The 25,992-nt window shown below is 48.4% G+C and carries 19 protein-coding genes; 12 read left to right on the top strand and 7 right to left on the bottom strand.

The window, feature by feature from the left end; translation table 11 throughout:
* Both FVR03_RS12800 and FVR03_RS12795 read right to left on the bottom strand, forming a co-directional pair.
* Positions 1-206: hypothetical protein (locus tag FVR03_RS12800; RefSeq protein ID WP_147922146.1), on the bottom strand; the 206-nt coding region annotated here is incomplete at its 3' end.
* 139 nt (positions 207-345) lie between these two features.
* Positions 346-1,305: a hypothetical protein gene (locus tag FVR03_RS12795; RefSeq protein ID WP_147922145.1), complete on the bottom strand. Its 960-nt coding sequence runs from the start codon at positions 1,303-1,305 to the stop codon at positions 346-348.
* Between the two features lie 381 nt (positions 1,306-1,686).
* Here FVR03_RS12795 and FVR03_RS12790 point away from each other — a divergent pair, with 381 nt between their 5' ends.
* The 5 genes from FVR03_RS12790 to tamL all read left to right on the top strand — a co-directional run bounded on the left by FVR03_RS12790 (position 1,687) and on the right by tamL (position 12,940).
* Positions 1,687-3,345, top strand: coding sequence for a catalase (locus tag FVR03_RS12790; RefSeq protein ID WP_147922144.1), 1,659 nt, complete (start codon positions 1,687-1,689; stop codon positions 3,343-3,345).
* 215 nt (positions 3,346-3,560) lie between these two features.
* The gene (locus FVR03_RS12785; protein WP_147922143.1) at positions 3,561-4,172 is read left to right on the top strand and encodes a DUF1684 domain-containing protein; all 612 of its coding nucleotides are present in this window, start codon (positions 3,561-3,563) and stop codon (positions 4,170-4,172) included.
* A gap of 164 nt (positions 4,173-4,336) precedes the next feature.
* Positions 4,337-5,104: a S1/P1 nuclease gene (locus tag FVR03_RS12780; RefSeq protein WP_147922142.1), complete on the top strand. Its 768-nt coding sequence runs from the start codon at positions 4,337-4,339 to the stop codon at positions 5,102-5,104.
* Between the two features lie 290 nt (positions 5,105-5,394).
* Positions 5,395-10,557 carry a translocation/assembly module TamB domain-containing protein gene (locus tag FVR03_RS12775; RefSeq protein WP_147922141.1) on the top strand — a complete coding sequence of 1,721 codons (5,163 nt, stop codon included), beginning with the start codon at positions 5,395-5,397 and terminating at the stop codon, positions 10,555-10,557.
* A 7-nt stretch (positions 10,558-10,564) separates the two neighbouring features.
* A complete protein-coding gene (tamL, locus tag FVR03_RS12770) occupies positions 10,565-12,940 on the top strand; it encodes a translocation and assembly module lipoprotein TamL (protein WP_147922140.1) in 2,376 nt (791 codons plus the stop codon).
* A 197-nt stretch (positions 12,941-13,137) separates the two neighbouring features.
* On the opposite strand, the gene FVR03_RS12765 is transcribed toward tamL, so the two are convergent.
* Entirely contained in the window at positions 13,138-13,386 is a 249-nt protein-coding gene (locus FVR03_RS12765) for a hypothetical protein (RefSeq protein ID WP_147922139.1), read from the bottom strand.
* A gap of 252 nt (positions 13,387-13,638) precedes the next feature.
* Positions 13,639-15,207 (bottom strand): FAD-dependent oxidoreductase, encoded by a 1,569-nt coding sequence (locus FVR03_RS12760; protein WP_147922138.1) that lies wholly within the window; start codon positions 15,205-15,207, stop codon positions 13,639-13,641.
* 231 nt (positions 15,208-15,438) lie between these two features.
* Here FVR03_RS12760 and FVR03_RS12755 point away from each other — a divergent pair, with 231 nt between their 5' ends.
* The 3 genes from FVR03_RS12755 to FVR03_RS12745 all read left to right on the top strand — a co-directional run bounded on the left by FVR03_RS12755 (position 15,439) and on the right by FVR03_RS12745 (position 18,683).
* Entirely contained in the window at positions 15,439-15,774 is a 336-nt protein-coding gene (locus tag FVR03_RS12755) for a tRNA-binding protein (protein WP_147922137.1), read from the top strand.
* Between the two features lie 572 nt (positions 15,775-16,346).
* Positions 16,347-17,672 (top strand): cytochrome ubiquinol oxidase subunit I, encoded by a 1,326-nt coding sequence (locus tag FVR03_RS12750; RefSeq protein ID WP_147922136.1) that lies wholly within the window; start codon positions 16,347-16,349, stop codon positions 17,670-17,672.
* Positions 17,673-17,675: 3 nt separating this feature from the next.
* Positions 17,676-18,683, top strand: a complete 1,008-nt coding sequence (locus FVR03_RS12745; protein ID WP_147922135.1) for a cytochrome d ubiquinol oxidase subunit II — start codon at positions 17,676-17,678, stop codon at positions 18,681-18,683.
* A gap of 109 nt (positions 18,684-18,792) precedes the next feature.
* On the opposite strand, the gene FVR03_RS12740 is transcribed toward FVR03_RS12745, so the two are convergent.
* Positions 18,793-19,548: a DUF1349 domain-containing protein gene (locus FVR03_RS12740; RefSeq protein WP_222707230.1), complete on the bottom strand. Its 756-nt coding sequence runs from the start codon at positions 19,546-19,548 to the stop codon at positions 18,793-18,795.
* An 86-nt stretch (positions 19,549-19,634) separates the two neighbouring features.
* Positions 19,635-20,255 (bottom strand): TlpA disulfide reductase family protein, encoded by a 621-nt coding sequence (locus FVR03_RS12735; protein ID WP_147922134.1) that lies wholly within the window; start codon positions 20,253-20,255, stop codon positions 19,635-19,637.
* A 558-nt stretch (positions 20,256-20,813) separates the two neighbouring features.
* On the opposite strand from FVR03_RS12735, the gene FVR03_RS12730 reads away from it, so the two are divergent.
* The gene (locus FVR03_RS12730; protein ID WP_147922133.1) at positions 20,814-22,163 is read left to right on the top strand and encodes an MBL fold metallo-hydrolase; all 1,350 of its coding nucleotides are present in this window, start codon (positions 20,814-20,816) and stop codon (positions 22,161-22,163) included.
* 250 nt (positions 22,164-22,413) lie between these two features.
* Here the strand turns inward: FVR03_RS12730 and FVR03_RS12725 are convergent, their stop codons facing one another.
* Positions 22,414-22,803 carry a DUF4296 domain-containing protein gene (locus FVR03_RS12725; RefSeq protein WP_255474204.1) on the bottom strand — a complete coding sequence of 130 codons (390 nt, stop codon included), beginning with the start codon at positions 22,801-22,803 and terminating at the stop codon, positions 22,414-22,416.
* A gap of 58 nt (positions 22,804-22,861) precedes the next feature.
* On the opposite strand from FVR03_RS12725, the gene FVR03_RS12720 reads away from it, so the two are divergent.
* The 3 genes from FVR03_RS12720 to FVR03_RS12710 are packed head-to-tail and all read left to right on the top strand — an operon-like array spanning position 22,862 to position 25,683.
* Positions 22,862-23,743, top strand: a complete 882-nt coding sequence (locus tag FVR03_RS12720) for a DUF58 domain-containing protein (RefSeq protein WP_147922132.1) — start codon at positions 22,862-22,864, stop codon at positions 23,741-23,743.
* Positions 23,736-24,650, top strand: a complete 915-nt coding sequence (locus FVR03_RS12715; RefSeq protein WP_147922131.1) for a hypothetical protein — start codon at positions 23,736-23,738, stop codon at positions 24,648-24,650. Before FVR03_RS12720 ends, FVR03_RS12715 begins: the two co-directional genes overlap by 8 nt.
* Positions 24,631-25,683, top strand: coding sequence for a VWA domain-containing protein (locus FVR03_RS12710; protein ID WP_147922130.1), 1,053 nt, complete (start codon positions 24,631-24,633; stop codon positions 25,681-25,683). The genes FVR03_RS12715 and FVR03_RS12710 overlap by 20 nt, the downstream gene beginning before the upstream one ends.
* Positions 25,684-25,992: the final 309 nt, after the last annotated feature.

The following is a 25,992-nucleotide window of genomic DNA, read 5'->3' as shown; positions in this document are numbered from 1 at the left end:
TCGTTTTTGCTGTCGAAATGGATATAGCTGGTACGTGCATCTGGGGCAGTGGGAACTTCGTGGTCGCCAAAGGAGAGTAGCATCCAATCGGTATCCTGAAGTGAGTTTTGTTCACCTGCCACGGTTGTGTTTCGGATGGTGCAGGCAGTTAAGAGTAAAATACCGTAGAACAATGCCAGTTTAGGTAAAGATAAAAGTAGTTTCATGGTGTTTGGTAAGTTGAATGAACTGGGTTTGTAACGCTCCCATACGCAAAACAATGTAAATTGTAGCTATAATTTTCTTCTTCAGCAAAAAAGGGCCTGCTTTTTAAAGACAGGCCCTTTCATTTACATGCAGGAAAACTTAGCCTCTTAAATCGCCGGGGCTATAATCGCTGGCTGCTGAATCGGCTGACCAGTCTGGCCCGGATTTGTGTTTGTTACCATGCCGGCTGGTGGAGGGATAATTGTTGCTGGTGTTATCGAACAGGTCCTCGTCTTGGCTTTGCCCCTGCCGCCTGCTGCTTCCGGAGCCGTAACGGTTGTTCTGGTTCGAGAAGTTAGGTCTGTCGGCATTGTAGCCACTAGGGTCATAGCTTCCACGGCGGTTGCTGCCCTGCTCTATACGCGACGGGTCATAGTTGTTGTCGCGCTGGCTGCGCGGTTGCTCTCCACGATCGGTATAGCCATGGTCTAGCTGCTCCCCTTTCGCCTCGTGCTGGCCATAAGTATTGTGCTCATCACGACCATACTCGCTAATTCTTCTGCCTTGGCCACTGCTTCTGTAGCTGTTGTCCTGGCGGTTATACCGATCCTGGTTGTAGTGGCTGTTGCGCTTGTAGTCGTCCGATTCGCTTCGCCAGCCCTGGCCTTGCGACCTGTCGTAGCCGCCGTTGCGCTCGTTGTTCATGTACCTGTTAGGGTCGCCGTAGCGGTAGTCGCTATCGTGGCGGTTGGAGGAGTTGCTTTGGCTGCTTCGGCCTTGCCAGTCGCTGCCATAGTTATGGTCTCTGTTGCGGTCATGCTGCTGATCTCTGGAAGATCTGCTCTGGTCGCTCCACTGGTTGCGGCCCTGCTGGTTACCGCGGTTACCAGATGCGGGATAATTGTTCTCACCATAATTCCCCATTGGCCCGGAGGTATTGTGGCCCGAAGATTGGTTTGTTCCTTTCACATTCCGGTACTCCTGGTTCTCATCGGGCATGCCGTAGTAGTTACCTCTGCTCTGGTAGCGCTGCCTGTATTCAGAAAAATCGTTACGGTCGTGGTCCTGGCCACGCCTATTGTTGTGTTCGTTATCGTAATCTCTTTCGTTATTTTTCATAGGTCTAGTCTTAAAAAAATGTACAGTGTTTTCTCTTTAAACGAGCAATTCGGGCTAGTGTTGGAACATGTAGCAGAAAAGCCATGCTGCACCTCAGTAAAAGAACACCAGTAGCAAGACCCAAGACAAAGGATAATCTTACAAGTGCTTATAACACAATCTGGCCAAATGGCTGCCTTAGCAGATGCTAACAACTTATTTGGGCCGGTAGCTTAAAAGAATATTATTCAACTGAACCTTCTTCAGATAAACTAATTACCATTAGTTCTTTTTCTTATAGATTTTATCTATCTTGAATCAATAATATCTATTATCAAATTTCGCCCTCCACCAGTATAAGGTAAGAGGTAAATAGTCGAAAATTCATAACACAACTTTATCATGATCGAAAACCAAAACGGAAACCAGCCTAAAGGCGGAGCATCTGGGGCATCTAAAACCAGTGGTCAGTCTGTAAACGAGGACAAAACCCTCACCACCAGACAAGGTCACCCGGTTACCGACAACCAGAACATTCGAACTATCGGGAACCGCGGCCCTGCCACTATGGAGAATTATCACTTCATAGAAAAAATCTCTCACTTCGACCGTGAACGCGTTCCGGAGCGCGTGGTGCATGCCAGAGGAGCTGGTGCGCATGGTGTTTTTGTGGCTTATGGTAAAGTAGGCAACGAGCCTATTGCCAACTATACACGCGCCAAGCTGTTTCAGGAAGAAGGCAAGGAAACACCTGTGTTTGTACGTTTCTCTACGGTTGGTCATGGTACACACTCGCCTGAAACCTTGCGCGACCCGCGTGGTTTCGCTGTTAAATTTTATACCGAAGATGGTAACTGGGACCTGGTTGGAAATAATCTAAAAATCTTCTTTATCCGGGATGCGATGAAGTTCCCGGACCTGATACACTCACAGAAGCCCGACCCGGTAACCAACATTCAGAGTGGTGAGCGTATTTTCGACTTTATCTCCAACACGCCGGAGTCGACACATATGGCTACATTTCTGTTTTCGCCGTGGGGCATACCGGCTAATTACCGCCAGATGCAGGGTTCTGGTGTTAACACTTACAAATGGGTAAACAAAGACGGTGAAGCCGTGTTGATTAAATACCACTGGGAGCCACTGAAGCAAGGAATCCGGAACCTAACCCAAAAAGAAGCTGAAGAGATTCAGGGTAAGAACTTTAACCACGCCACGCAAGACCTTTACGAAGCCATCGAGAAAGGCGATTACCCCGAGTGGGAACTGTGTGTGCAGATCATGAGCGACGATGATCATCCGGAACTCGACTTCGACCCGCTGGATGATACCAAGCTATGGCCGCAGGACCAGTTTCCGTTTATGCCGGTTGGCAAAATGACCCTGAACCGCAACCCTGTCGATTATTTTAATGAAGTGGAGCTGGCTGCCTTCGGTACAGGCGTACTCGTTGACGGACTGGATTTCTCTGACGATAAAATGCTGCAGGGCCGCACCTTCTCCTACTCCGACACGCAGCGTTACCGCATTGGCGCCAACTATCTGCAGCTGCCCATAAACGCACCTCGTACCAAAGTAGCCACGAACCAGCGCGGCGGACAAATGGCCTACAAAACAGATTTTGCTGAAGGCCAGAACATTCATATAAACTACGAGCCAAGCACCTTAGGTGGGCTATCAGAAGCACCTAAAGCAGGCAAAGATTATACGCCACGCTACGAAGCCAACCTGGTACGCCAAAAAATAGAGCGCGCCAACGACTTTAAGCAAGCCGGCGAAACCTATCGCAATTTCGAAGATTGGGAACGCGATGAGCTGATCATGAACCTCTCGAACACGCTGGCTGCTGCCGATAAGCGCATTCAGGATAAAATGATTGAAAACTTTACTCAGGCCGATGAAGACTACGGCCGCAGAGTAGCAGAAGGCATAAAAGAGGCTACAGCGAAAATGAAAATGATGAAAGAACCCGAAGGTACCGATGGCCCAATTGGCAACACATCTGCCAAAGAAGGTGTGCAGGATGCCCAGGAAAAATCGCATGAGGCCAAGCCGTATTAAAATTTAACATGGCAACTAAAAAGCGGCCGTTTCTGCTAAGGCAGGAGCGGCCGCTTTATTTTTACTTTAGTATTGAATTATTCTAATGAAATCAGCCTTCCAAAGGTTTTTGAGGAAATAAGTGCCAAGGGTAGTTAGCAAAAATTAAGTCCAAACTGCTTACCTTCGGAACTACTATACAAGCTCCCTTAAACCTGTTTCGAAATAACCTATACATGAAATTGCTTCTCGTAATCTTACTTGCCTTTACCTGCATTTGCCCCTCCTTTGGCCAAACCGACTCAACAGCTGTACAGGAGTTGCTGGCCTACCAGCAGGAACTGAACGAGGCCTACAAAGACCCTGAAAAATCGCCGTTACCACCAGAAAAACTAACACAATTTAGCGGCCACACATTTTTCGAGATTGACCTTGCTTACCGGGTGCAGGCCCGGTTTAAACGCACCGCGCAGGAACCAGTCTTTAAAATGCAAACTTCTACAGACAGGCTGCCGGAATATGTAAAATATGGAGAACTCACTTTTGAGCTACACGGGCAAACCCACATACTTAACATTTACCAGAACCTGGCTCTGCGCAAAACAGAGCAGTACCGCAACCACCTGTTCCTGCCTTTTACCGACCAAACCAACGGCCATACCACCTATGGCGGCGGCCGCTACCTCGACTTAACCATTCCGGAAGGAGAAACCATGCTGCTCGATTTTAATAAGGCCTACAACCCCTACTGCGCTTACGCCGCCGGCTACTCCTGTCCTATTCCGCCAAAAGAAAATAACTTAGCAGTAGCTATACCTGCAGGCATCCGGTTCGATGATAAGAAGTAGTACCCTTGACTAAAATTTACCTCAAATGCTTCGGAAGGCCTGTTTCATTAGAATAATTTATTTCCTAACATTTTAATAAAGGCTTTACTTCTGAATTACTTTTACCTTTGCGGCCAGCGGCACATCTAAAGGCCGGGGAATTTTAGTACAAATTTAATCTTGAAATGAAAAAGTTAGTAAGCATCTTTTTAGTGTTAGTAGTGGCTATTGGTCAGGCAGCTGCCTGGGGACAAAACGGGCACAGAGCGGTTGGGCTGGTGGCAGAACAGCACCTGAGTAAAAAGGCTCTGAAAAAGGTAATGGCTGTTTTGGAAAACAATTCGCTGGCTGAAGTATCGAACTGGATGGATGATATTAAATCGGATGCTGCCTACAACCACACCCACGACTGGCACTGGGTAACCATTCCCGATGGCATGACCTACGAGCAAACCACGAAAAACCCGAATGGCGACATCGTTATGAAAATTGAAGAGATTGTGGCTGCCCTGAAAGCAGGTAACCTGCCGCGGCAAACCGAGCAGGAATACCTGAAGTACCTGGTGCACCTTGTCGGTGACCTGCACCAGCCCATGCACGTTGGCGGAAAAGACGACCAGGGCGGCAATGCCGTTAAAGTAACCTGGTTCGGACAGCCCTCTAACCTGCACCGCGTATGGGACAGCGACATGATAGACGGTAAAAACCTGAGTTACACCGAGCTTACCCATTTTTTAGGCAAACCAGCCAAAGTACAGGTAAAGGAGTGGCAGGCAACCTCGGTGCGCGACTGGGCTTATGGCACAATGCCGCTCCGGCCCGCCGTTTATAACTTACCAGCCGATAACAAACTCAGCTACCGCTATTCTTACGAGCACTTTGGCACCGTGCAACAGTGCCTGCTGCAGGGCGGTGTAAGGCTGGCGGGTCTGCTAAACGAAATTTATGGCTAATAGTGCGCTGTGCGGAATTATGCTAATAAAATAGCCCTTCAAAAGCTTTTCAGGCTTCTGAGTGCCAAGGGTTAAGCCTTAAAATTTGTGTTGGAAATAAACTAAAATTCTATTTTCTGAAGTTTCTCTAAAAAGGAACCCTTAGAATAATTCACAAAAAAGCGGTAACTGCCATAGATGTGGCAGTTACCGCTTTTTTGTGAATTATCGTGTAGAAAAGCTGGTTCGGGCATTTTTTTTACCAGCAGCTCAACCACCTCCAGCCCTTACTCAGCCAATTTTTCTAATATTTGAGTCCTAAAAATAGTTACTTTTTAAAACACAGCCTATCCTTCTGCCGATTCTTGCGTAAAGTCAACTCAGAAACTAAACATCGACTTCCTATCGCTTCTGCTAAACATATCGGAAAAGTATTCTTGAAGATCCTGCTTTGGCTGTTGATCTTTATTGTGGGTCTTTTGGTACTGATCATCGTAGCCTTACAGTTCCCGCAGGTACAGCATTTTGCCGCCCAGAAAGGCGCCTCATACCTGGCCAAAACCTTAGACACCCGTGTAGAAATCGGCGGCTTCACCACCGACTGGCGCAATTCTATTGTGCTGAAAGAGGTATACCTCGAAGACCAGCAGCAAGATACGCTCTGGTACAGCGAGCGCCTGGGGGTAGACCTGAAAATATTCTCGCTTCTGAAAGGCGAAATAAACATCGGCACCATCGACCTGCAGAACGCCACCGCCAAAGTCCATATAAGGCCCGACAGCAGTGCCAATTTCGACTTTATAATGGAAGCTTTCGCCTCCGACACCACCACTGCACCAGTAGATACCACCGCCACGGCCATGAAATTAAACCTGGACGTGATTAACCTGGAAAACATTTACCTCGATTTTAGAGATGAAGCAGGCGGCAACCTGATAAAAGGCCGCATCGGTAAGTTCCTGACAACCATGGACGAACTGGACCTGGAAAATGAAATTTACAGGGTAGATGAAATTGAGCTTCGCAACACCGCCTTCAGCTTTATACAAACCAAGTTACCTGTTGAAACAGAGGAATCTGAGCCTCTTGAAATGCAGTTCGGCCTTAACCGGGTGCAGTTACAGAACATTGACCTAAGTTACCATAGCCAGGTAGCCAACCAACGAATTGAATTAAAGTTAGGTGACTCGGAGCTGGTAACCGACGACATTGATATACCAAATGCCAAAATTGACCTGAAGAGTTTCGACCTGCACAACACCTCGCTGGTATACGTGCAGGAAAAATATAAATCCGCCGATTCGCTGTCGGTGAACCCGGCCAGAACCGCCGAGAAACTGGACGAAACGGTAGAAGAAACGCAGGGGCAACCTGTTAACTGGGTAATAGACCTGAATGAAATGGATATATCGGGGCTGCAGGTGAAGTTCGATAACTTTAACACACCTGCCCAGCCACGCGGCATGGATTACGACCACCTGCTCTTTAAAGATGTTGAGCTGAATGCGAAGAACTTTGTCTTCAGTCAGAATCAGATCGAAATAGACCTAAATCAGCTAAAGTTAGCGGAGAAAAGCGGCTTCAGAGTTAACAACTTTCAGGCAGCCATACGGGTAGACTCTACCAGCGCCAGCCTTACTAATCTCGACCTGCAAACCGACAACAGCAATTTCGGTCCTGAACTGGTGGTGCGTTACCCGTCGTTAGATGCCGTGGCCGAGAACCCGGAGCTCCTAGCCTTTTCGCTCGACTTGCAGGGCAGCCGCATCGGCATGAAAGATGTAGGCTTCTTTGCTCCCGACCTTACCGTAGATCCTGCTTTCCGCAAAATAGCCAATTCTACCATTCGTATTGATGGGCAGGCAAGCGGCGCGCTGAACGATGTGGTAACCATTAACAAACTGCAAATAGCCGGCCTGCAAGGTACACGCGCCGATGTTAGTGGCAGCGTGCGCAACCCCATGAACCCCGACCGCATGTACCTAAACCTGCGCATAAACCAGTTTGCCACCACCCGCACCGATGTACAGGCTCTGAGCCCTCCCGGGGTGTTACCTCCTGATATACGCATACCCAACACCATCAGCATGACGGGCAATTACCGCGGCACTCTCACCAATTTCGATGCGGACGCCAATGTCAGAAGTTCTGTCGGTAACATTACAGCCAACGTAGACATGCAACCTGGCCCTGCCGGTGCAGAACCATTCAGAGCCACCGTAAACGTAAACCAGCTCGACCTGGGGCAGATACTGATCGATACTTTGGGGCTTGGCCGTGTAAGTATGCAACTAACAGCCTCCGGCACCGGCATGGACCCTGAAACCATGCGGGCACAGGTGAAAGCCAACATCCGCGAATTTAACTACAACGATTATACCTACAGCAACATACTGGCAAATGCCACCATTAACCAGAACATCTATACTGTAAATGCCACTTCCGAAGACCAGAACCTGGACTTTGTGCTGAATGCGGATGTAAACATGCGCAATGCAGAACAACCTGCCTACGCCTTTACCCTGGAACTGGACAGCGTGGACCTGAAGGCACTGAACCTGTACCCCGACGACCTGGCTATGAAAGGCTATGTGAAAGGCAATTTCAGAGGGGCAGATGCCAGCACCATTAGCGGTACCATGGAGATGCGCGATTTCCTGATTCGCCAGAACCAGCATACATTCCCGATAGACTCACTCGGCCTGACCCTGGATCAGACAGGGCCGGGGGTGGCCTTGCAGGTGGCTTCTAACCTGCTCGATGCCAACATGCGTTTCCGGAACAGCCTGGCTACCTTGCCTACTGCCCTCGAAAAACATTTCTCGAACTTCTTCGACCTGCACCCGGACCCACCCTACCCTGCTGATTCGAACCTGGAAGATTTTACAGTAGAGATAAATCTGAAACGCACCGATTTGATAACAGCCTTTGTACCTGACCTGGAGGCGCTGAATATAACCAGTCCGATTACGGCCTCCTACAATGGCCAAACGAACGAGTTGAACATGGATGCCGCCATCAGCCTGATAGAGTATACCGATTTTGTGCTGAAGAACCTATCGTTGCAGGTAAGAGGTAACCGGGAGCAACTAGGGTACCAGCTTAACCTGCAGGAGCTGTCTTCACCGGCTTTAATGGTGCAGAACATTGCCCTCGATGGTGCTGCCCGCGACAACGACATCAGCACCAGGCTCTCTATATCGGAGAACAACGGCAACGAGCAATTTGTAATCGGTGGTTTGCTTAATAGCCTCGATACCGGCTACCGTTTCTCTTTTGCCCAGGACCAGTTGGTAATAAACGGCGACAGGTGGACCGTTCCGGAAGAAAATTACCTGCAGTTCGACACCAACCTGCTCTATGCCAACAATATTCGTTTGGAACGCGGCAATAGCTACCTGCTTGTGAACAGTATTGGTGAGGCCACCTCCAACGCGCCACTGCAAGTAGAATTCGCAAACTTTGATATTGCTTACCTGATGGAGTCTTTTCAGCAGGAAGACAGTATGATTGCCGGTATCATTAACGGCGAAGCTACTATCCGAAACCTGATGGAAGGCACCATGGCTTTCACTTCTGATATTACGCTCTCTGATCTGGCATATATGGGTGTGCCTGTAGGCAACATTGGCGTACTTGCCAGTACCGACGATGGCACACGCTATAATTTAGAGGCTGGCCTAACTGGCAATGGTAACCAGTTGAAGATAACCGGATTCTACGAGGCGCAGCCAAATGAGAGCCTGCTTAACCTCGATGCCAACATTGGGAGTATAAACCTGGCGGCCTTAGAGGGCTTTACCATGGGCATGGTAAAAGATATGGGCGGCAACATCAGTGGCAGGCTCCGCATAACCGGCACCGTAGACGACCCTAACATTAGTGGCGACCTGAACTTTAACCAGGCACAGTTTAATGTAGCTATGCTCAACTCGGTATACAGGCTGCAGAACGAGCGGCTGGTGTTTAACGAGCAAGGCATTAACTTCCCGAACTTTACACTCACCGATTCGCTCAACAATACCATGGTCGTGAAAGGGAATATTCTGACCCAGGATTACCTCGACTACCAGTTTGACCTGCGCGTTAATTCAGACCGCTTCCTGGCCATGAACTCCACTGCACAGGATAACGACCTCTTTTATGGAACAGTACTTTTAGGAGCCAATGCCAAAATAACCGGCGACATGGCGCACCCTGTGCTGGACCTGAATGTGTCGGTGCTGGATGGCTCTGACTTTACGGCGGTTATTCCGGCAGATGAAGCAGGAGCAGCCGAGCGAGAAGGCATTGTAGAATTTGTACAACTAAACGATGCGCTGACAGCCATTGTAGGCCGCGAACTGGAAGACTCTACAGCCACTGGTTTTGTTGGTGCCGACATAAATGTATCGCTTAAAGTAACAGATGCTACCCCGATGACCATTATCATAGATCCGGCCACCGGCGATAATCTGGTAGTAAGAGGCAACGCAGACCCGCTGGTAATAGGTATTCAGCCAAGCGGACAGATAAACATGTCGGGGCGTTATGAGATTACAGAAGGCCAGTACAGCATGGACTTTTACGACCTGGTGTCAAGGCAACTCGATATAGCAGAGGGCAGCTACATAGCCTGGACCGGAGACCCGCTCTATGCAGATGTAAACATTACCACCATATACAACGTACGCACTGCCCCTATGGAGCTACTGCAGGACCAGGCCCAAGGGCAAGTACAGCCTGCCTGGCGCAACCAGCTTCCGTTTGAGGTGCAGGTAATTGTAACCGGCGAAATTATGAAGCCAGAAATAGGATTCGACATTGAGCTGCCGGAAGAGGAACGCGGAAGCGGTGTAGGTGCTCTTGTGACAGAACAACTGGCCGTGCTGCGCCAGGATGAAAACGAAATGAGCAAGCAAGTATTCTCGCTACTCGTACTTGGCCGCTTTATGGCACTAGACCCACTTGCCAGCACAGGAGGCAGCCTGGCAGCCTCGGCAAGAGGCAGCTTAAGCTCCGTTATGACTGATCAGCTGAATGCCCTCACCGATCGCTATGCCGGTGGCCTGGGCCTCGAAGTAGGTGTAAACTCGTACGAAGACTACTCATCAGGTTCTGCTGAGGGCCGTACCGACCTGAATGTGGCGGTGCGCCAGCAGTTCCTGAACGACAGGTTAACAGTGCGGGTAGGTACCGACATCGGCATAGAAGGCCAGTCAGAAAACACCAACTCTATGAGCGGCTTCGGTGGCGATGTATCGGTGGAGTATTCCATTACCAAAGATGGCAGGCTGCGTGTGCGTGGTTTCCAGCGCAACCAGTATGAGGGCTACCTCGAAGGCGATGTGCGGGCAACAGGACTTTCGCTCATCTTTGAACGCGAGTACGACGACTTTGCAGATCTTTTCAGAAATGTGGAGAAACGCCAGGAGAAAATGGAGGAAAGAAGAAAAGAAAGCGCCCAGAAACTTAAAACAGAGGCTATAGAATAGTTAATTTATGTCAGCAAAAATACTTCGTTCATCTTTTTCATTTGCAAGTTTGTTGCTGCTCACGCTCCTTTTCTGGAGTTGCAGCAGCACCAAAACCGTTCCGGAAGGCGATGCCCTGTTTGCCGGTTTTAAAATAAAAGTAAACGACGAAAAAGATAGCAGTAAACGCTCTTCGGCGCTAGCCACTGAGTTAAGCGGTACGGTACGCCCTAAGCCAAACGCTTCCATTTTCGGCCTCCGCCCAAAGCTTTGGATCTATAATGCCTTTTACACCGAAAAAGAAAAAGGCCTTGGCAACTGGATACAGAACAAACTAGGCGAGCCGCCCGTGCTTCTCTCCGAAGTAGATACCAACACCGTGAGCGATGTAATGAGCAGCCGCCTGCACAACAGAGGTTACTTTGTAAACCAGGTCAGCAGCAACACCAGCATCAAAAAGAAAAAGGCCACTATTAACTGGACAGCAAACATAGGCGAGCCTTACCGCATCCGTAAAATAGCCTACACCCTGGACGACTCTTTACCGATACATAAAGCTATTCAACAGACGCAGGCGGAATCGCTGCTAAAACCCGATGACCCCTACGACCTGTCGACCATGACGCAGGAGCGTGTGCGCATCGATGCCGTACTGAAGAACAAAGGCTACTTCTACTTCAGTCCGGACCTGCTTATTTTTAGTGTAGACACTACGGCTGGCGACAGAAAGGCTGATGTATTGGTTAGAATAAAAAGTGCGGCACCACCCCGAACACTGCAGGCTTATAAGATAGACGACGTTTTTATTCATGCCGATTATTTCCTGAACGACAGCATCAGTACAAACGACACCCTGAACATTCGCGGATACCGTTACATACCGAGCGAGGACTATGTAAAGGCAAAGCACTTGCTCAGAGGCGTTTTCCTGTACCCGGACAGCCTGTACACCCGGCAGAACCAGCTCCTGACCGTAAGCCGCCTGATGGGCTTACCTGCATACAAGTTCGTGAACCTGGAGTACCAGCCCGATACCACCACCAACGATCGGTTAGATGCCTTTCTCTACCTCACTCCTGCTCTTAAGAAATCGTTGCGGATGGAGGCGCAGATGGTGAATAAAACCAATGGCTTTGCTGGTCCGGGCTTGCTCGCTTCTTTCCGGAACCGGAATGCCTTTAAAGGCTCTGAATTACTGACTGTGGATTTTACCGGTACTTTCGAGAGCCTGGTGGGTGGCAGAGGCTCCGACCGCGAAAATCCTGAAACCGGTGAGGAAAACCTGAATTCAAATTTGACCTCGTATGAGTTGGGGGTGCAGACGAACCTGATCATTCCGCGTATTGTATCGCCGTTCCGAATGCGTAACTTACGTACCGAATTTGTGCCCAAAACCCGTATTAACGTAGGTTTTAACTTTCTGAACCGGGTTAATTTTTTCCAGATGAACTCCTACAATGCCTCTTATGGCTACAACTGGAGACCTAAGCAAACCATTACGCACGAAATCACGCCCATTAACCTGCAGTACGTACAGCTTGTCAGAACGCAGCCAGCTTTCGAGGAAATACTGGCAAATAACCGGCTGCTGCAACGTAGCTTCGAAGAACAGTTCATTATTGGCTCCATGTACCGGTTTACCTATAGCAACCAGGCCATAAAAGAGCGTAAACACCAGTTTTACAACGATGTTTCGTTAGATGTATCTGGTAACATGGTGAATGCTCTGCAAAGCCTTACAGGCGCCGACAGCCCTGAAGAAGAGGCGCCCCGTACTCTGTTCGGGCAGGCATATTCGCAATACAGCCGCATCCAGAACGACTTCCGGTATTATATGAAGGTAGGTGCATCCAGCCAGATTGCTACTCGCCTGCTTACAGGTGTAGGTTTCTCCTACGGCAACTCCAGCACCATGCCTTATGTAAAACAATTTTCGATTGGCGGTCCGAACAGTATCCGGGCATTTAGGCCACGTAGTATTGGTCCGGGCACTTACGATGTACCTGATTCGCTGCTTTTCTCGTTCTTTGACCAAACCGGCGATATTAAACTGGAAGCCAACGTAGAGTACCGTTTCCCTATATTCGGATTTGTAAAAGGAGCCTTGTTTGTGGATGCAGGTAATATCTGGCTTCTGCGCGAAACGGTTAACCCTACAACTGGCGAAGTTGACCGGCCGGGAGGTGTTTTTAACACCAGTACCTTTATGAACCAACTGGCAGTGGGTACAGGTGTTGGCGTTCGTGTCGATATTGAGTTCTTCGTGATCAGGTTAGACTTTGGTATTCCGGTGCGCGTACCTTACCTGCCGCCCGGCGAGCGTAACGTGATTAAAGACTTTAACTTCGGCTTTACCGGCGACACTGGCATGACCTTGAATATTGCCATTGGCTATCCATTCTAAAAGAAGGCTAGGCACTCCTGCAATTATTCAGATGAAAAAGCCCTTCCGAAGCAAAAATGCTTTCGGAAGGGCTTTAGCTTTTCAAGGGTCTGAGTTATGGGGTCGAGCGTCTAAAAGCCGCCTGCAGTTTTATCTAGATTTAGAACAAGAATCAAAAAGGCCTGCCAGATCAATTCTTAGAATTCTGGCAGGCCTTTTTATAAACTGTGGCAAAACTTCTCTGGAATTAACGCTAGATTTTTTCCTCCTGTGCAAAATCTGTTGAAAAAGTAAAACCTATGGTTAGGATTTTCTCTCATGTTGGTCATCATCCCCCCTTTGTCATCCCGCAGGGATCTTGTGGGCAAGAACCATAAACTACAACTAAGCGCTTTCACTACTTTTTGCACAGGAGGGATTTTTTCAATTCCAACAGGAGGAAAAAAATCTCGTGTACCGATTTCCATCGTTTTAAAATTCTAATTCCGGAGAGTCGGGACCTTGTCTTTCCCTTCAATAACCCTTGGCAGAAATCAGCTATAAAACCTTTGGAAGGCTATTTTCATTTGAATAATTTGAGTTTATAACCTATTACGGGGCATCTCTACTCCTATACAAATATCGCTGCCGCGAGCTTGCAGTATACTTTAGGTAATCTAAATAGATACCCCGTATGGTTTATGGTTATGCACTACAATAATTTGATGTACTCTTACCTGCTATTCCAGCTTATCGAGGTCTTTGGTGGCAGGGCCTGTTATAACGCGGCCAAACGGGTCGAAGCGGGAGCCGTGGCAGGGGCAGTCCCAGGAGCTTTCTACGTTGTTCCAGCTTACTATGCAGCCCATGTGTGTACATACGGCAGAACATTGGTGCTGCACCCCTTGCTCATCGCAGTAAACAGCTACCTTAGACATGCCTTTGCGCATAATTTTGCCTGTGCCTGGCATTACGTGTGCCGGGTCTTCTACCTCTCCGCCAGTTACATAATCCTTAAATTGTGCCGCTACATTTATGTTTTCTTTCAGAAACTCTCCGGTTGATTTCAGGTTGGTACGGGCAGGGTCATATAGTTTCTCCCAAGGGTTTGGGCGACCCATAATCAGGTCGGTTATGAGCATGCCTGCAATGGTTGCGTGCGTCATGCCGTGGCCGGAGTCGCCGGTTGCAATGTACACGTTATTCGTATCGCCGGGGTTCCGTCCAATAAAGGCCAGTCCGTCTACAGGCTCCATTACCTGCCCCGACCAGCTATAGCGCAACTCCCCTACCATCGGAAACTTCAGGCGCATCCAACGTTCCAGCTCAGCAAGGTGTTTCTCCGGGTGCTCCTCCTGACCGGTTTTATGGTCTGCTCCTCCTACAATCAGCAGGTCGGTACCTGTTACTGCTGCCTGTTCATCATCTTTCTTTTTTTCGTTCGCTTTATCTGTTCCGTGAAGCAGACGCACGTAGTGGTATGGGTCCTGCATATCCCAGTACAGATTATCGGGCACTTGGCCGCGTGGCACTTCAGCAGCTACCACATAGGTTCTGTAGGGTGCCTGCTTGGTGTGCATCGAGAACATGTTGCTAACCGGTGAGTTTGTAGCCACCACCAATTCGTTTGCCGAAACAGCAAAATCCTGATCAGACACCACCGTTACCACTGGCCCCGATTCGAGCCGGACAATTTTGGTCTCGGTAAATATCTGGCCGCCAGCGTCGATAAAAGCGGCACTAACACCTGCCAGGTACTTGAGCGCATGGAACCTGCCCTGGTTCGGGAAGTGCAGGCAAGGCAGCGCTGTTAAAGTAGGTACGGGGCATTTTTTCCGGAGCACAACATCCAGCCAGCCGATCTGTTGCAGCGCCTCAAGCTCCTGTGTCAGGGCATCTTCTTCCTCACGGTTGTTTGCAAACAGGTAACCATCAATACGTTCAAAATCGCAATCTATTTTCAGGTCTTTCGCGATCTCCTCTATTTTATCTATGGCCTGGCCATGGCTTTGGGCGGCTAGTCGGGCACCATCTACTCCAAAAAGCCTGATAAGCTCCGTAAAACGGTCGTCGAGGGCATTGGAGAGGTGCGCGGTGGTACGGCCGGTTTCGCCTCCGCCAATTTTTTTCGCCTCTACTACCACTACACGTTTACCTTCTTTGGCCAGTAAATACGCTGTGGTAATACCAGCCAGGCCAGCTCCCACTACACATACATCGCAGGTAATGTTATCCTGTAAAGAAGTGGTGGCAGGCATTTGAATGTTCTCGACCCAAACAGGTAAGGTTGCTCCGGATTCTCTTTTCATAGTTTATGTTGTTTTGCGTCTGCAAAGGAGCAGAACGTGTGTTACACGCTGAAATAGCATTAGATGTTTATTGCATTGGATTACGGCTGCTTTGCTGGAATTGTTGATGATCTGTTGTTAATTTGTCTATTCATTTACCTGGTGGCTGCACTTCTGCCTGCTCAAACGAGCTAAAAAACTCACCATTGGCAAGTTGCGGCTAATCTAAAACCAAACCGTTATTCTAAAACTATGCAGACAATAACCTGGCAGCACTTTGAGCAAACCGACATTCGGGTGGGCACTATTATAGAAGCAGCAGATTTTCCGGAAGCCCGTAAGCCTGCGTATAAACTTACTGTAGATCTCGGGCCTTTGGGCATCAAAAAATCGAGTGCTCAAATAACCACCCTATATACAAAAGATGAACTCATTGGCCAGCAGGTTCTTTGTGTCACGAACCTGGGAAATAAACAAATAGGCAAGTATATATCTGAAGTGTTGGTAACAGGCTTCGAAGATGAAAATAAGCACATTGTGCTGGCCCAACCTGCAGCGCCGGTACCGAATGGCAGCAAGCTGATGTAAACGAAATCGGAGAAGCCCATAAAACAGAAAAGGACACTATTCGTGTCCTTTTCCTTAAAGCCGTTCCAAATAAATCTGAATCTGGCTTCTGAATATATGTACGCCAATGCTAAAAGAATGTTGCCAGATGGAAGTAAATTTTACATTAATTTTTCAGGCTTCTACTTCTGGCTTCTTTGTTTCTTGCAGTTCGTTTATCACCTAATGCTTCCCAAAATTAAAAATTAGATTTTGGAAATTATGATGGAGAAAACATCCACGTTCGTGCCGACTATTCCGCGACCTTTGGCTGCCATAAAATTTCTTTGCAGAAGCATGGAACCCTGAAAATTAATCTGGCGAAACAATAGTTTAGTAGCTAATCAAAATTACTTTTCAGAAGTAAGGCAGCAACTGTAATAATGGCTTTATAGCTGAAAGCACTGCTAAGATTACAGCATTTTTGTTAGTTTTTTCCAGCATTCCCTTTACACTTCTCTTATAAAACCTGTACCTTTCCGGCAAGAAAACAATAAGGCGGCTACTCGTAATTTACTGACTTCTAGCGCACCTTTACCTTAACACCCAAACCTATGGACGATCTTTTAGCAGCCCGCCTGCAAATGGCTGTGTCGCTTGGCTGGCACATTGTGTTTGCCTGCATCGGCATGACCATGCCCATATTAATGGCCTACAGCGAATGGAAATGGCTCCGCACGAAAGAGCAGGTGTACATCGATCTTGCCAAAGCCTGGTCGAAAGGCGTGGCTATCTTTTTTGCCGTGGGTGCTGTGTCAGGCACTGTTTTGTCCTTTGAGCTTGGCTTGCTTTTTCCGGGGTTTATGGAACATGCAGGGCCTATTATTGGCATGCCTTTTTCCTGGGAGGGCACTGCTTTTTTTGTGGAGGCGATTGCTCTCGGGGTCTTTCTGTATGGCTGGAACAGGCTCAACAAATGGGTACACTGGCTGTCGGGGGTGGTTGTTGGCATTTCGGGTGTGATGTCGGGAATATTTGTGATTTCGGCTAACGCCTGGATGAACAGCCCCGCCGGCTTTACCTGGGAAGACGGCAAACCTACCAACATAGACCCGGTAGCCGCTATGTTTAATGATGCCTGGTTTACGCAGGCACTGCACATGACCCTGGCTGCCTTTGTAGCCACTGCCTTTGCTGTAGCCGGTGTGCATGCCTATTTGCTTTTAAAAGACCGGAACAATGCCTTCCATAAAACTGCCGTGCGCATTGCACTGGCTTTTGGAGCGGTGGCAGCCTTTCTGCAACCTATTAGCGGCGACATATCGGCTAAAGACATTGCCGAGCGGCAACCGGCAAAACTTGCTGCCCTGGAGGCCCTGTACCACACCAGCCAACCAGCCGATCTGGTCATTGGTGGCATCCCGAACGACCAGGAAGAGCGTGTGGATTATGCCATACACGTACCTGGCTTCCTGAGTTTTCTGGCACACGGCGATTTCGATGCGGAGGTAATCGGGCTAGATCAGTTTCCGAAAGATGAAAGGCCGCCGGTTCTGATAACGCACATCGCATTTCAGATTATGGTGGGCATCGGTTTCTTGCTGGCCTTTGCCGGATTTCTGTACCTGCTGTTTAGTGCCCGTTTCAAGCACCTGCTGGCAAAAAGATGGTGGCTCTGGTTTATTGCACTGCTTACGCCGCTCGGTTTTATCGCCGTAGAAGCAGGCTGGACGGTAACAGAAGTTGGCCGCCAGCCCTGGATCATTCATGGCGTTATGAAAACCAAAGATGCCGTGTCGCCAATGCCGGGCCTGCAGTACTCGTTTTACATGATCACGTTGGTGTACCTGGTGCTAACCCTGATTATTATCGGGCTCATGCGCCGGCAGATCGCCACTATTGAAACCTATTACCCATCTGCCAGAACCAAACCAGAATAGACTATGCTGCTGATCATAATTACGATACTCGGAGTGTCTTTTATTTTGTATACCCTGCTGGGAGGTGCCGATTTTGGAGCAGGCATTGTGGAGACGGTGGCAGGCCGGAAAGGTGAGCGCATCGTATCAAAAGCCATAGCCCCTGTTTGGGAGGCAAACCACGTGTGGCTTATTCTGGCCATCGTTATTCTTTTTACCGGCTTTCCGCTGGTGTATGCCACCATTAGCGTAGCACTGCACATTCCGCTGATGATCGTGCTCCTTGGCATTGTGATGCGCGGAACCTCGTTCACATTTCGCCACTACGATGTTACCCACGACAAAACACATGCTTACTACTCCATATTCTTTAAGGCATCCAGCTTTATAACCCCGGTTTTTCTGGGTATTACGTTAGGTGCCATGATCCTGGGCAACATTAACCTGGAGTATACTGGCAGCTTTTATGAGCAGTACATAGCACCCTGGTTTAACCTGTTTTGCCTGGCAATGGGCCTGTTCTCTGCTTCTCTTTTTGGTTACATAGCAGCCGTGTTCCTGATTGGGGAGGCCACTTACGCCATCGAACAAAAACGCTATGTCAGAATTTCAAAGATATTTTTGTTCCTGACCATTATACTAGGTGTGGTTGTATTTTTGGCAGCCGAGCAGGAGAATCATCAGCTCTTCAACGAGTTTTTTCAATCAAGCTTAAGTATCGGTTCCTTTGCAGCTGTTGCCCTTTTAACTCCTGTTACTTATTACCTTTTTAACCACCCTAACATCGTGCTGCTGAGGATCGCTATCGGGTTGCAGGTTACCTTAATTATGTTGGGTTGGTTTGCCATTCAGTTTCCTATTCTGGTGTATGAGAAAAATGGCAACCACCTCACCTTCTATAACACGCAGGCTCCCTATGCCACCCTCTATCAGCTACTGATTGCCTTAATCGTGGGTCTGCTGTTTGTGCTCCCAGCCTTTTACTTTCTTTTTAAAGTATTCAAGAAAGATAACGGGCAAAATGTAAACTAAGGTCTATAGCATCAAGTACCCTTGGATAGAATTATAAGAAAGAGCTTTGGAAGGGCAAAAACATTAGAATAATTCAGATTGTCTGAATCAGAATTTGCAGGCTTACCGGTTATATACCCAACCTAAAATCGTTAATGCTGCTTTCGGTAAGGGAACAGTCATCGAAGGTGGCGCTGGTTCCATCACCAACGGGCGATTGGGTACTTAAGCCCACAAAAATCTCCTGCGGGTAATCATTCCGGTACAAGCGTACCAATTGCCAGTTTGTTTTGTCTAGGGAATAATAATAGCCTATAGTTTTTGTGTCGGAAGATATTTTCATGTAAACACTCTCCTCTTCCACCACGTCGTGGTTGTTGTCGTCAGACGTATCGAGGGTGCGTACGGTTACCATACGGGTAAGCTGCCGCTCATCCCGCTCAAAAGCAAATTTCACCCAGTTCTTCTCGTTTACATACACATACATAGTGCCGGCATCGTATGTCTCCAGAAAGCCGGGCTTAACTTTGGCCGTAAAAGTAAATGGCTTCGTATTATCCACCTTCGACAAAAGCACCGGGGCCGAATTATTGGAGAGTTTACCATCAGGATCCCGGAAGTTGTCGCTTTTTGCCCCTGCTTTAAGTTCTAACTTAGTACCCTGCACAGTAGCCAGATCTTTTGCCTTGTTAAGCGATTGCGTAAAAATAACAGAAGACACTGTAACAGAAGCGGCCTCTCCTTCTTCCAGGGTGCTGTTTCCACAACTGCTTAAAAATGTTACCAGAATCAGAAGAATTGAGTATAGTTGTTTCATGTTGAAGGTGTTGATCAGGTTGGTATCAATATCAGCAAAATAAACCAGGTTCGGAATATAGAAAGACACCTATTTAATTAAACAAAACGTGAACAGGGCTCAGCAGCAGGAGCAATTGCTCTTCACATGGCAATAGGCAAACAAACAGAGTAATTTTACCTGACCATGCTTTTGAGGAACTCCCGCATTTCTGGCGTATCGTAAGCTGCCATGCCTTCCTGCTTCGCCACGATCTCTCCTTCCGGTGAAATAATGAAGGTAGTCGGAATAGAATTGCTGTAAAGTTCCTGCGGAAACTGGCTCGCAGGCAGGTACACCGGGAATGTATAACCCTTTTTCTGAATAAACTTCTGCACCTTTTCCGGCCCGCCTTTGTCAACAGAGAGCATTACAAAGGCAATTTTATCTGAGCCTACCTTTTCGTAGAGGCGCTGGATATTTGGCATTTCGGCTACGCAGGGCGGGCACCAGGTAGCCCAGATGTTTAGGAAAACCACCTTTCCACGGAGGCTTGCAAAATTTATAGTTGTTCCGTTAAGGTCAGTTAGCTTAAACCCTGCTCCAACCACTGCGGCATGGTTTGTTGCAGTGGTTTCCGTGCCAGCAGCGGAAACTGGTTCCGGCACACCGGCATTCTTCAGCCCGGAGGCCAGCAACAGCCGCTGCACCTGCCCAACAACTTCTGTGTGAAGTCCTGTAAGGTATAATACGCCAAAAAGGGTCAGCACAATAACCCAACCTGGTATAGCACGAACCGAAACTTCAGGCTTCTTCATAGTAAATTTCTGTTTAATATCTTCTCTAAGCACAGGCAAATAAGTTCATCTGGTACATTAAACATAACTTCATGTTAGCTTATAAATTATTTAAATGAAAACGGCCTCCAGAAGGTTTTTTATTCAAATTTCGCCAAGGGTAACCTTTTCATGCTTTAGTTACATGTAGCTAACACCCCAAGATGTCTTAATTCCTCTTACTAAGCTACCTTTGTTTCATCAGAACAGATCCAACACCTGCTTAAAATTCCTTTAATTGCGCGTTTTTTCAGTTTTCCTCTAACAGTCCTTTCATCTGGTTTTCAGAGTTTTCAGCAAAGCAATTTAACATAACCTGGAAAAATCATTTAAATAAATTGTGTACCTTTTGCTGGAACCACTGGTTGCAAGCCTGGGCAAGGCAGCTCTAATGAGTGGTTGAAGATTTCAGGTAAGTAGACAAAATAAACACAGTTGCTGTGTGACAAACATCACTGTAAGCCTTTTTCGTATCTTATACTTTTATAACTATAATCAGAGTTCTTTAGGACTTAAGAGAAAATTAAAATAACAGCGCAAATGAAAATTCACCAGTTTGAAGACAAAGGCCTGGCACATTACGGTTACGCCATTTTAAGTGAAGACACAGGCGAAGTGGTTCTGGTTGACCCGGCCCGCAACCCGCAGACTTACTACGATTTTGCAGAAGCCAACAAGGCCAAAATTGTAGGTGTAATAGAAACACACCCGCATGCCGACTTTGTAAGTTCTCACCTGGAGATATACCAGACCACAGGCGCCACTATTTATACACACAGCATGGTAGGAGCCAACTATCCTCACCAGGCTTTCGATGAAGGAGCTGAGCTGGAGATTGGCGCCATAAAGCTAAAATCGCTGTACACACCAGGTCACTCACCTGATGGCATTAGTATTGTGCTGGAGTACGAAGGTAAAGACAAAGCCGTATTTACTGGCGACACTCTGTTTATCGGTGATGTGGGTCGCCCCGACCTGCGGGAGAGTGCCGGCAATATAACCGCCAGGCGCGAAGAGCTTGCCCGCCAAATGTACCACAGCACACGCGAAAAGCTGATGAAACTGGCCGATGATGTGCTGGTTTACCCGGCGCACGGTGCTGGCACCCTCTGCGGAAAAGCTTTGAGCGATGCCAACAGCAGCACCATAGGCGCAGAAAAACGGAGCAACTACGCGCTGCAGGATATGAGCGAAGAAGCCTTTGTAAAACTACTGACAGAGGACCAGCCTTTTATACCGAAGTATTTTGGCTACGATGTTGCCTTAAACAAACAAGGCGCTCTAGCCTACAAACCGAGCCTGAAACTGGTTGCCCGGCTGGCTGCCGACTATCAGCCGGAAGCAGGTGCTGTGGTGATAGATGCACGTGGCGAAAAGGTATTTAAGAAAAGTCATTTTAAAGGCGCTATCAACATCCAGAACGGCAATAAGTTCGAAACCTGGCTGGGCAGCATCGTAGACCCGAAAGAGAACTTTTACCTGGTGGCTGCTACCGAGGAGGAACTGGAGGAGCTGATCGAAAAAGCTGCCAAAATCGGGTACGAACTGCTGATAAGCGGAGCCTTTGTGCAGAATAGCCCGGCAAACGCCTCTACTCCTGAACTAAATGTGGAGGAGTTCAGCCAAAACCAGGATAACTACACGATTGTGGATATTCGGAATGCATCGGAGGTAAAAGGCGGTAAGTTCTTTAAGAGAGCCATTAATATTCCGCTGCCGGAACTGCGGGAGCGTGCCCACGAAATACCGACCGACAAGCCGGTGGTGGTACACTGTGCCGGTGGCTATCGCTCAGCAGCCGGAAGCAGCATTGTGCAGTCTAAACTACCCGATACACTAGTACTTGACCTGAGCGAGGCTGTAAAGGACTTTAAGGACGGCTCAATTTAATGCTTCGCCAAATTAAAAATTAGAAATTATAAATTATCATGGCGCGAGCGTCCTCGCTCGTGACGGCTATTCTCCGGCCTCTGGCCGCTTTGAAATGCTTTTGCACCTTCAAAAATTTTCTAACAATCAAATTGGCGAGGCGCTAATAGTATAATAATTTTGCGTTTTTGTACCTCAAAAAACTAAATGAGAGTGCCCTGACAGCTATAATTCAAACCTAAATCATTCTCACAATCACTCATTCATAATTCTAAGGTGCCTCTGTCGGTGCCACAACCTGTTTGGCGGCACTGTCGGCACGGGCCTGTGCCAGCGATTCGCGTACACTCAGCGTGTCGATTATTACCTCGTACAGCCGGTCCATTTCAGGAATGTTTTCGAGGTAGTAGCGGTAGGTGGCACGGAACTGCTCCTCTGTTACCTCATGCTTATCAAGTATTTCATTCTGGTAATGGTTAAACGTCATCAGGGCAGTATCGGGGTAGGCCAGGCTGCGTTCTACACGTGCTTCTGCGGTATGCACATCGGCCAGAATACGCACCATTTTCTCATCAGGAATAAAATTAGCTGGCTTTTGAGGCTTTTTTTCGCCGCAGCCAATCAGGCTGATACAAAAAAGTAGGTAGAAAAGTCTTTTCACGGGTGTAAAATACGATAATAAGTCATAATTTTAAAATCTGACGCCATGCTGTAAAGCTATGAAAGAGCTGATACAAAAGCTGAGAAAATATGAAATCCGCATTCGCAAGGCGATCACCACGCAGATGCAGGGCGATTTCCATTCGGTTTTTAAAGGTACCGGCCTCGAGTTCGACGACGTAAGGGCATACCAATACGGCGACGATGTGCGTTCTATTGACTGGAACGTATCGGCAAAGGGCCATGGTACATTTGTAAAGACATACCGCGAAGAAAAAGAGCAATCGGTGTTTCTGATGCTCGATGTAAGCGCTTCGCAAACCATTGGCACCGGCGCGCAGCAGAAAATAGACGTGGGGAAAGAAATTTGTGGCGTGCTGGCCCTGTCGGCGGCCAGGCAGCAGAGCCAGATCGGCATTATCTGCATCAGCGATAAAAAAGAGAAGTACATAAAACCAGCCAAAGGCATTGAGCAGGCCTACACCATTGTAAAGGCGCTGCACGAGCTACAACCCGTCTCTACCAGAACAAGCCTCTCGTCAGGCATTAAACTCACGCTCGACATTATAAAGCGTCGCAGCATTATTCTGCTGATTTCTGATTTTATAGATGTGGAGTACGAAAAGGAACTGGCCATGCTAGCCAAACGCCACGACCTGATCGTGATTCAGTTGCTCGATGTGCGGGAGCAGAAGCTGCCTAACCTGGGCATTGTGCCGGTGCTCGACAAGGAGACAGGCCGCACGATCTGGCTCAATACCGCTGGCGAAGAATTTAAAAAACGGTATTTTACGCAGTATGCCGAGAACCAGAAAAAAGTGTCGCGCATCTGCCAGAAGTACCAGGCCAACTACCTGGCCATTCAGACAAACGAAGACTACGTGCCACAGCTGGTTAACCTGTTCCGGCTCCGAAATAAATCATCTAAAAAGAGTGCGTAAGTATATCCTCTTGTTTTTGCTGTTCCTGGTGCAGCTGTTGCCGGTGCTTGGGCAGCAGGTGGCAGCGCCAATTGGCAGCTTCAACCGCCAGACTGTTAAAATCGGGGAGTTAGTGCAGTACACGCTGGTGCATCGGCACGAGTCGTCGCGCGAGGTCATTCTGCCCGACTCCAGCTATAATTTCAGCCCCTTTGAGCTGGTTCAGAAGAATTATTTCCCGACGTATACCCGCTCCGGCATCAGCATCGACAGCGCCATATACACTCTCCGCACCTTCGAGACGGACAGTCTGCAGCAACTGGCGCTGCCCGTGTATGTACTCGATGGCGAAGATACGCTGCAGGTGCTGGCAAAGCCTGCCAGGGTAACACTGCAGCAGCTCGTTGCACAGGTTCAGGAGCCGCTCACGTTTAAATCTGAAACGGAGCTGTTGTTTGTAGAAGAGCGCTTTAACTGGCCAAACCTGCTGCTCTGGATCGTGGCCGGAGTTGTTTTCCTGAGCCTGATCTGGTTTATTTTTGGCCAGGCCATCCTGACGAAATACAAACTCTACCGCCTACGCAAAGACCATATTTATTTTGCCTCACGCTACAACTCGCACGTAGACCGCTTTGTAAAATCGGGTTACGGGCAGAGCCTGGAGAAAGCCGTGTCGCTTTGGAAGAACTACCTGACCAAGCTCGAGCGCAGTGCCATCAACTCCTTCACCACCAAAGAAATTGTGATGTTCTACAACGATGATGAAGAAGTGAACACCGCCCTCCGCCTCTGCGACCGCGCCATTTATGGCAACATGGCCGAAGCCGACCCTGAGACAGGCAAGGCCCTGCACATGCTGCGCCGCTTTGCCAAAACGCGCTACAAACACCAACGCGAACTAACCCGAAATGCTAAAACTAAGCGATAATTTCTGGGATTGGCTGAGCCCGGAGTGGTTTAGCTACGGCACCCTGCACTCCTTCGACTGGGTGTACCCGATTGTGCTGTATGCGCTGCTGGCCATTCCGTTTATATTTTTGCTCAAGAACCTGCTGCGTGCCGGTTCGCGCAATAAGCTCGATATGGCCATGTTTGAGGGCGATGTGAAATGGCATTGGACCAGCCTGCTCCGGTTTCTGCCCGAACTGGTTTTTATGGTGTTTATGGCGCTGGTGCTGGTGGCACTGGCCCGGCCACAGCAAGTAAACGAGCAGATAGAGCAAACCGCAGAAGGCATAGATATAGTGCTTTTACTTGATGTTTCGGGCTCGATGGAGTTGGCTGATATTGCTCCTAACCGCCTCGAAGCAGCCAAAGAAGTAGCTCTCGATTTTATAAACGGCCGTGTGCAGGACCGCATCGGGCTGGTGATATTTGCCGGCGATGCCTACTCGCTTGCCCCCCTCACCACCGATTACCAGCTCCTGCGCGAGAGCATCAAATCCATCGGCTTTAAAATGATCCCGAACGATGGCACCGCTATAGGGAGTGCCCTGGCTATTGCCATTAACCGCATGCGGGAGTCGGATGCCAAAAGCAAAGTGGCTATTCTAATAAGCGATGGCGAAAACACCGCCGGCAGCCTTGACCCCATTATGGCGGCCCAGCTGGCTTACGCGCACCACATAAAACTTTACACCATCGGTATCGGGAAAGATGGTCAGGTACCTTACGATTTAGGAGACGACGGAAACATGGTATATGTAGAAACCGTGCTCGACGAAACCAGCCTGCGTGAAATTGCCCGCATCGGCGAAGGCCAGTTTTTCAGGGCCGACACCAAAGATGCTCTGCAGGCCATTTTCGCCAATATAGACCGGTATGAAAAAACAGAAGTAACAGAAAAGCGTTTCCGCGACACGCAAGACTATTACCAGGTGTACCTGAAGTGGGCGCTGATTACCCTCCTGTTCTGGATGTTGCTGAAAAACACCTTTATCACCAATGTGCTGGAAGATTGAGCTCCTGGTACCCTTGACTGCCCTAAGCTGGTTTTACCTTTGGAAGGCCATTTTCATTAGAATAATTGTTGGTTGCTGGTGGTTGATAGTTACATGGTTAGGTGGTTAAATGGCGAACTTGTTAAATGGTTGATCGGAAATCCTCGCAGCGTGCGCAGCTCCTGCGAGCGTCTGAGCAAAACAGATCAAAGCTTGAGAACCAGCTACAGAAGAAAAATCTGGCAACAAATAACCTTGGATTAAAATCTGCAGAAAAGCTTTGGAAGGGCGATTTCATTTGAATAATGTAACCTGTTGCTATCCAAAACA

It is taken from the genome of Pontibacter qinzhouensis (genome assembly GCF_008017455.1).
Lineage (GTDB): Bacteria > Bacteroidota > Bacteroidia > Cytophagales > Hymenobacteraceae > Pontibacter > Pontibacter qinzhouensis.
This window is presented reverse-complemented; position numbering and strand designations above follow the sequence as displayed.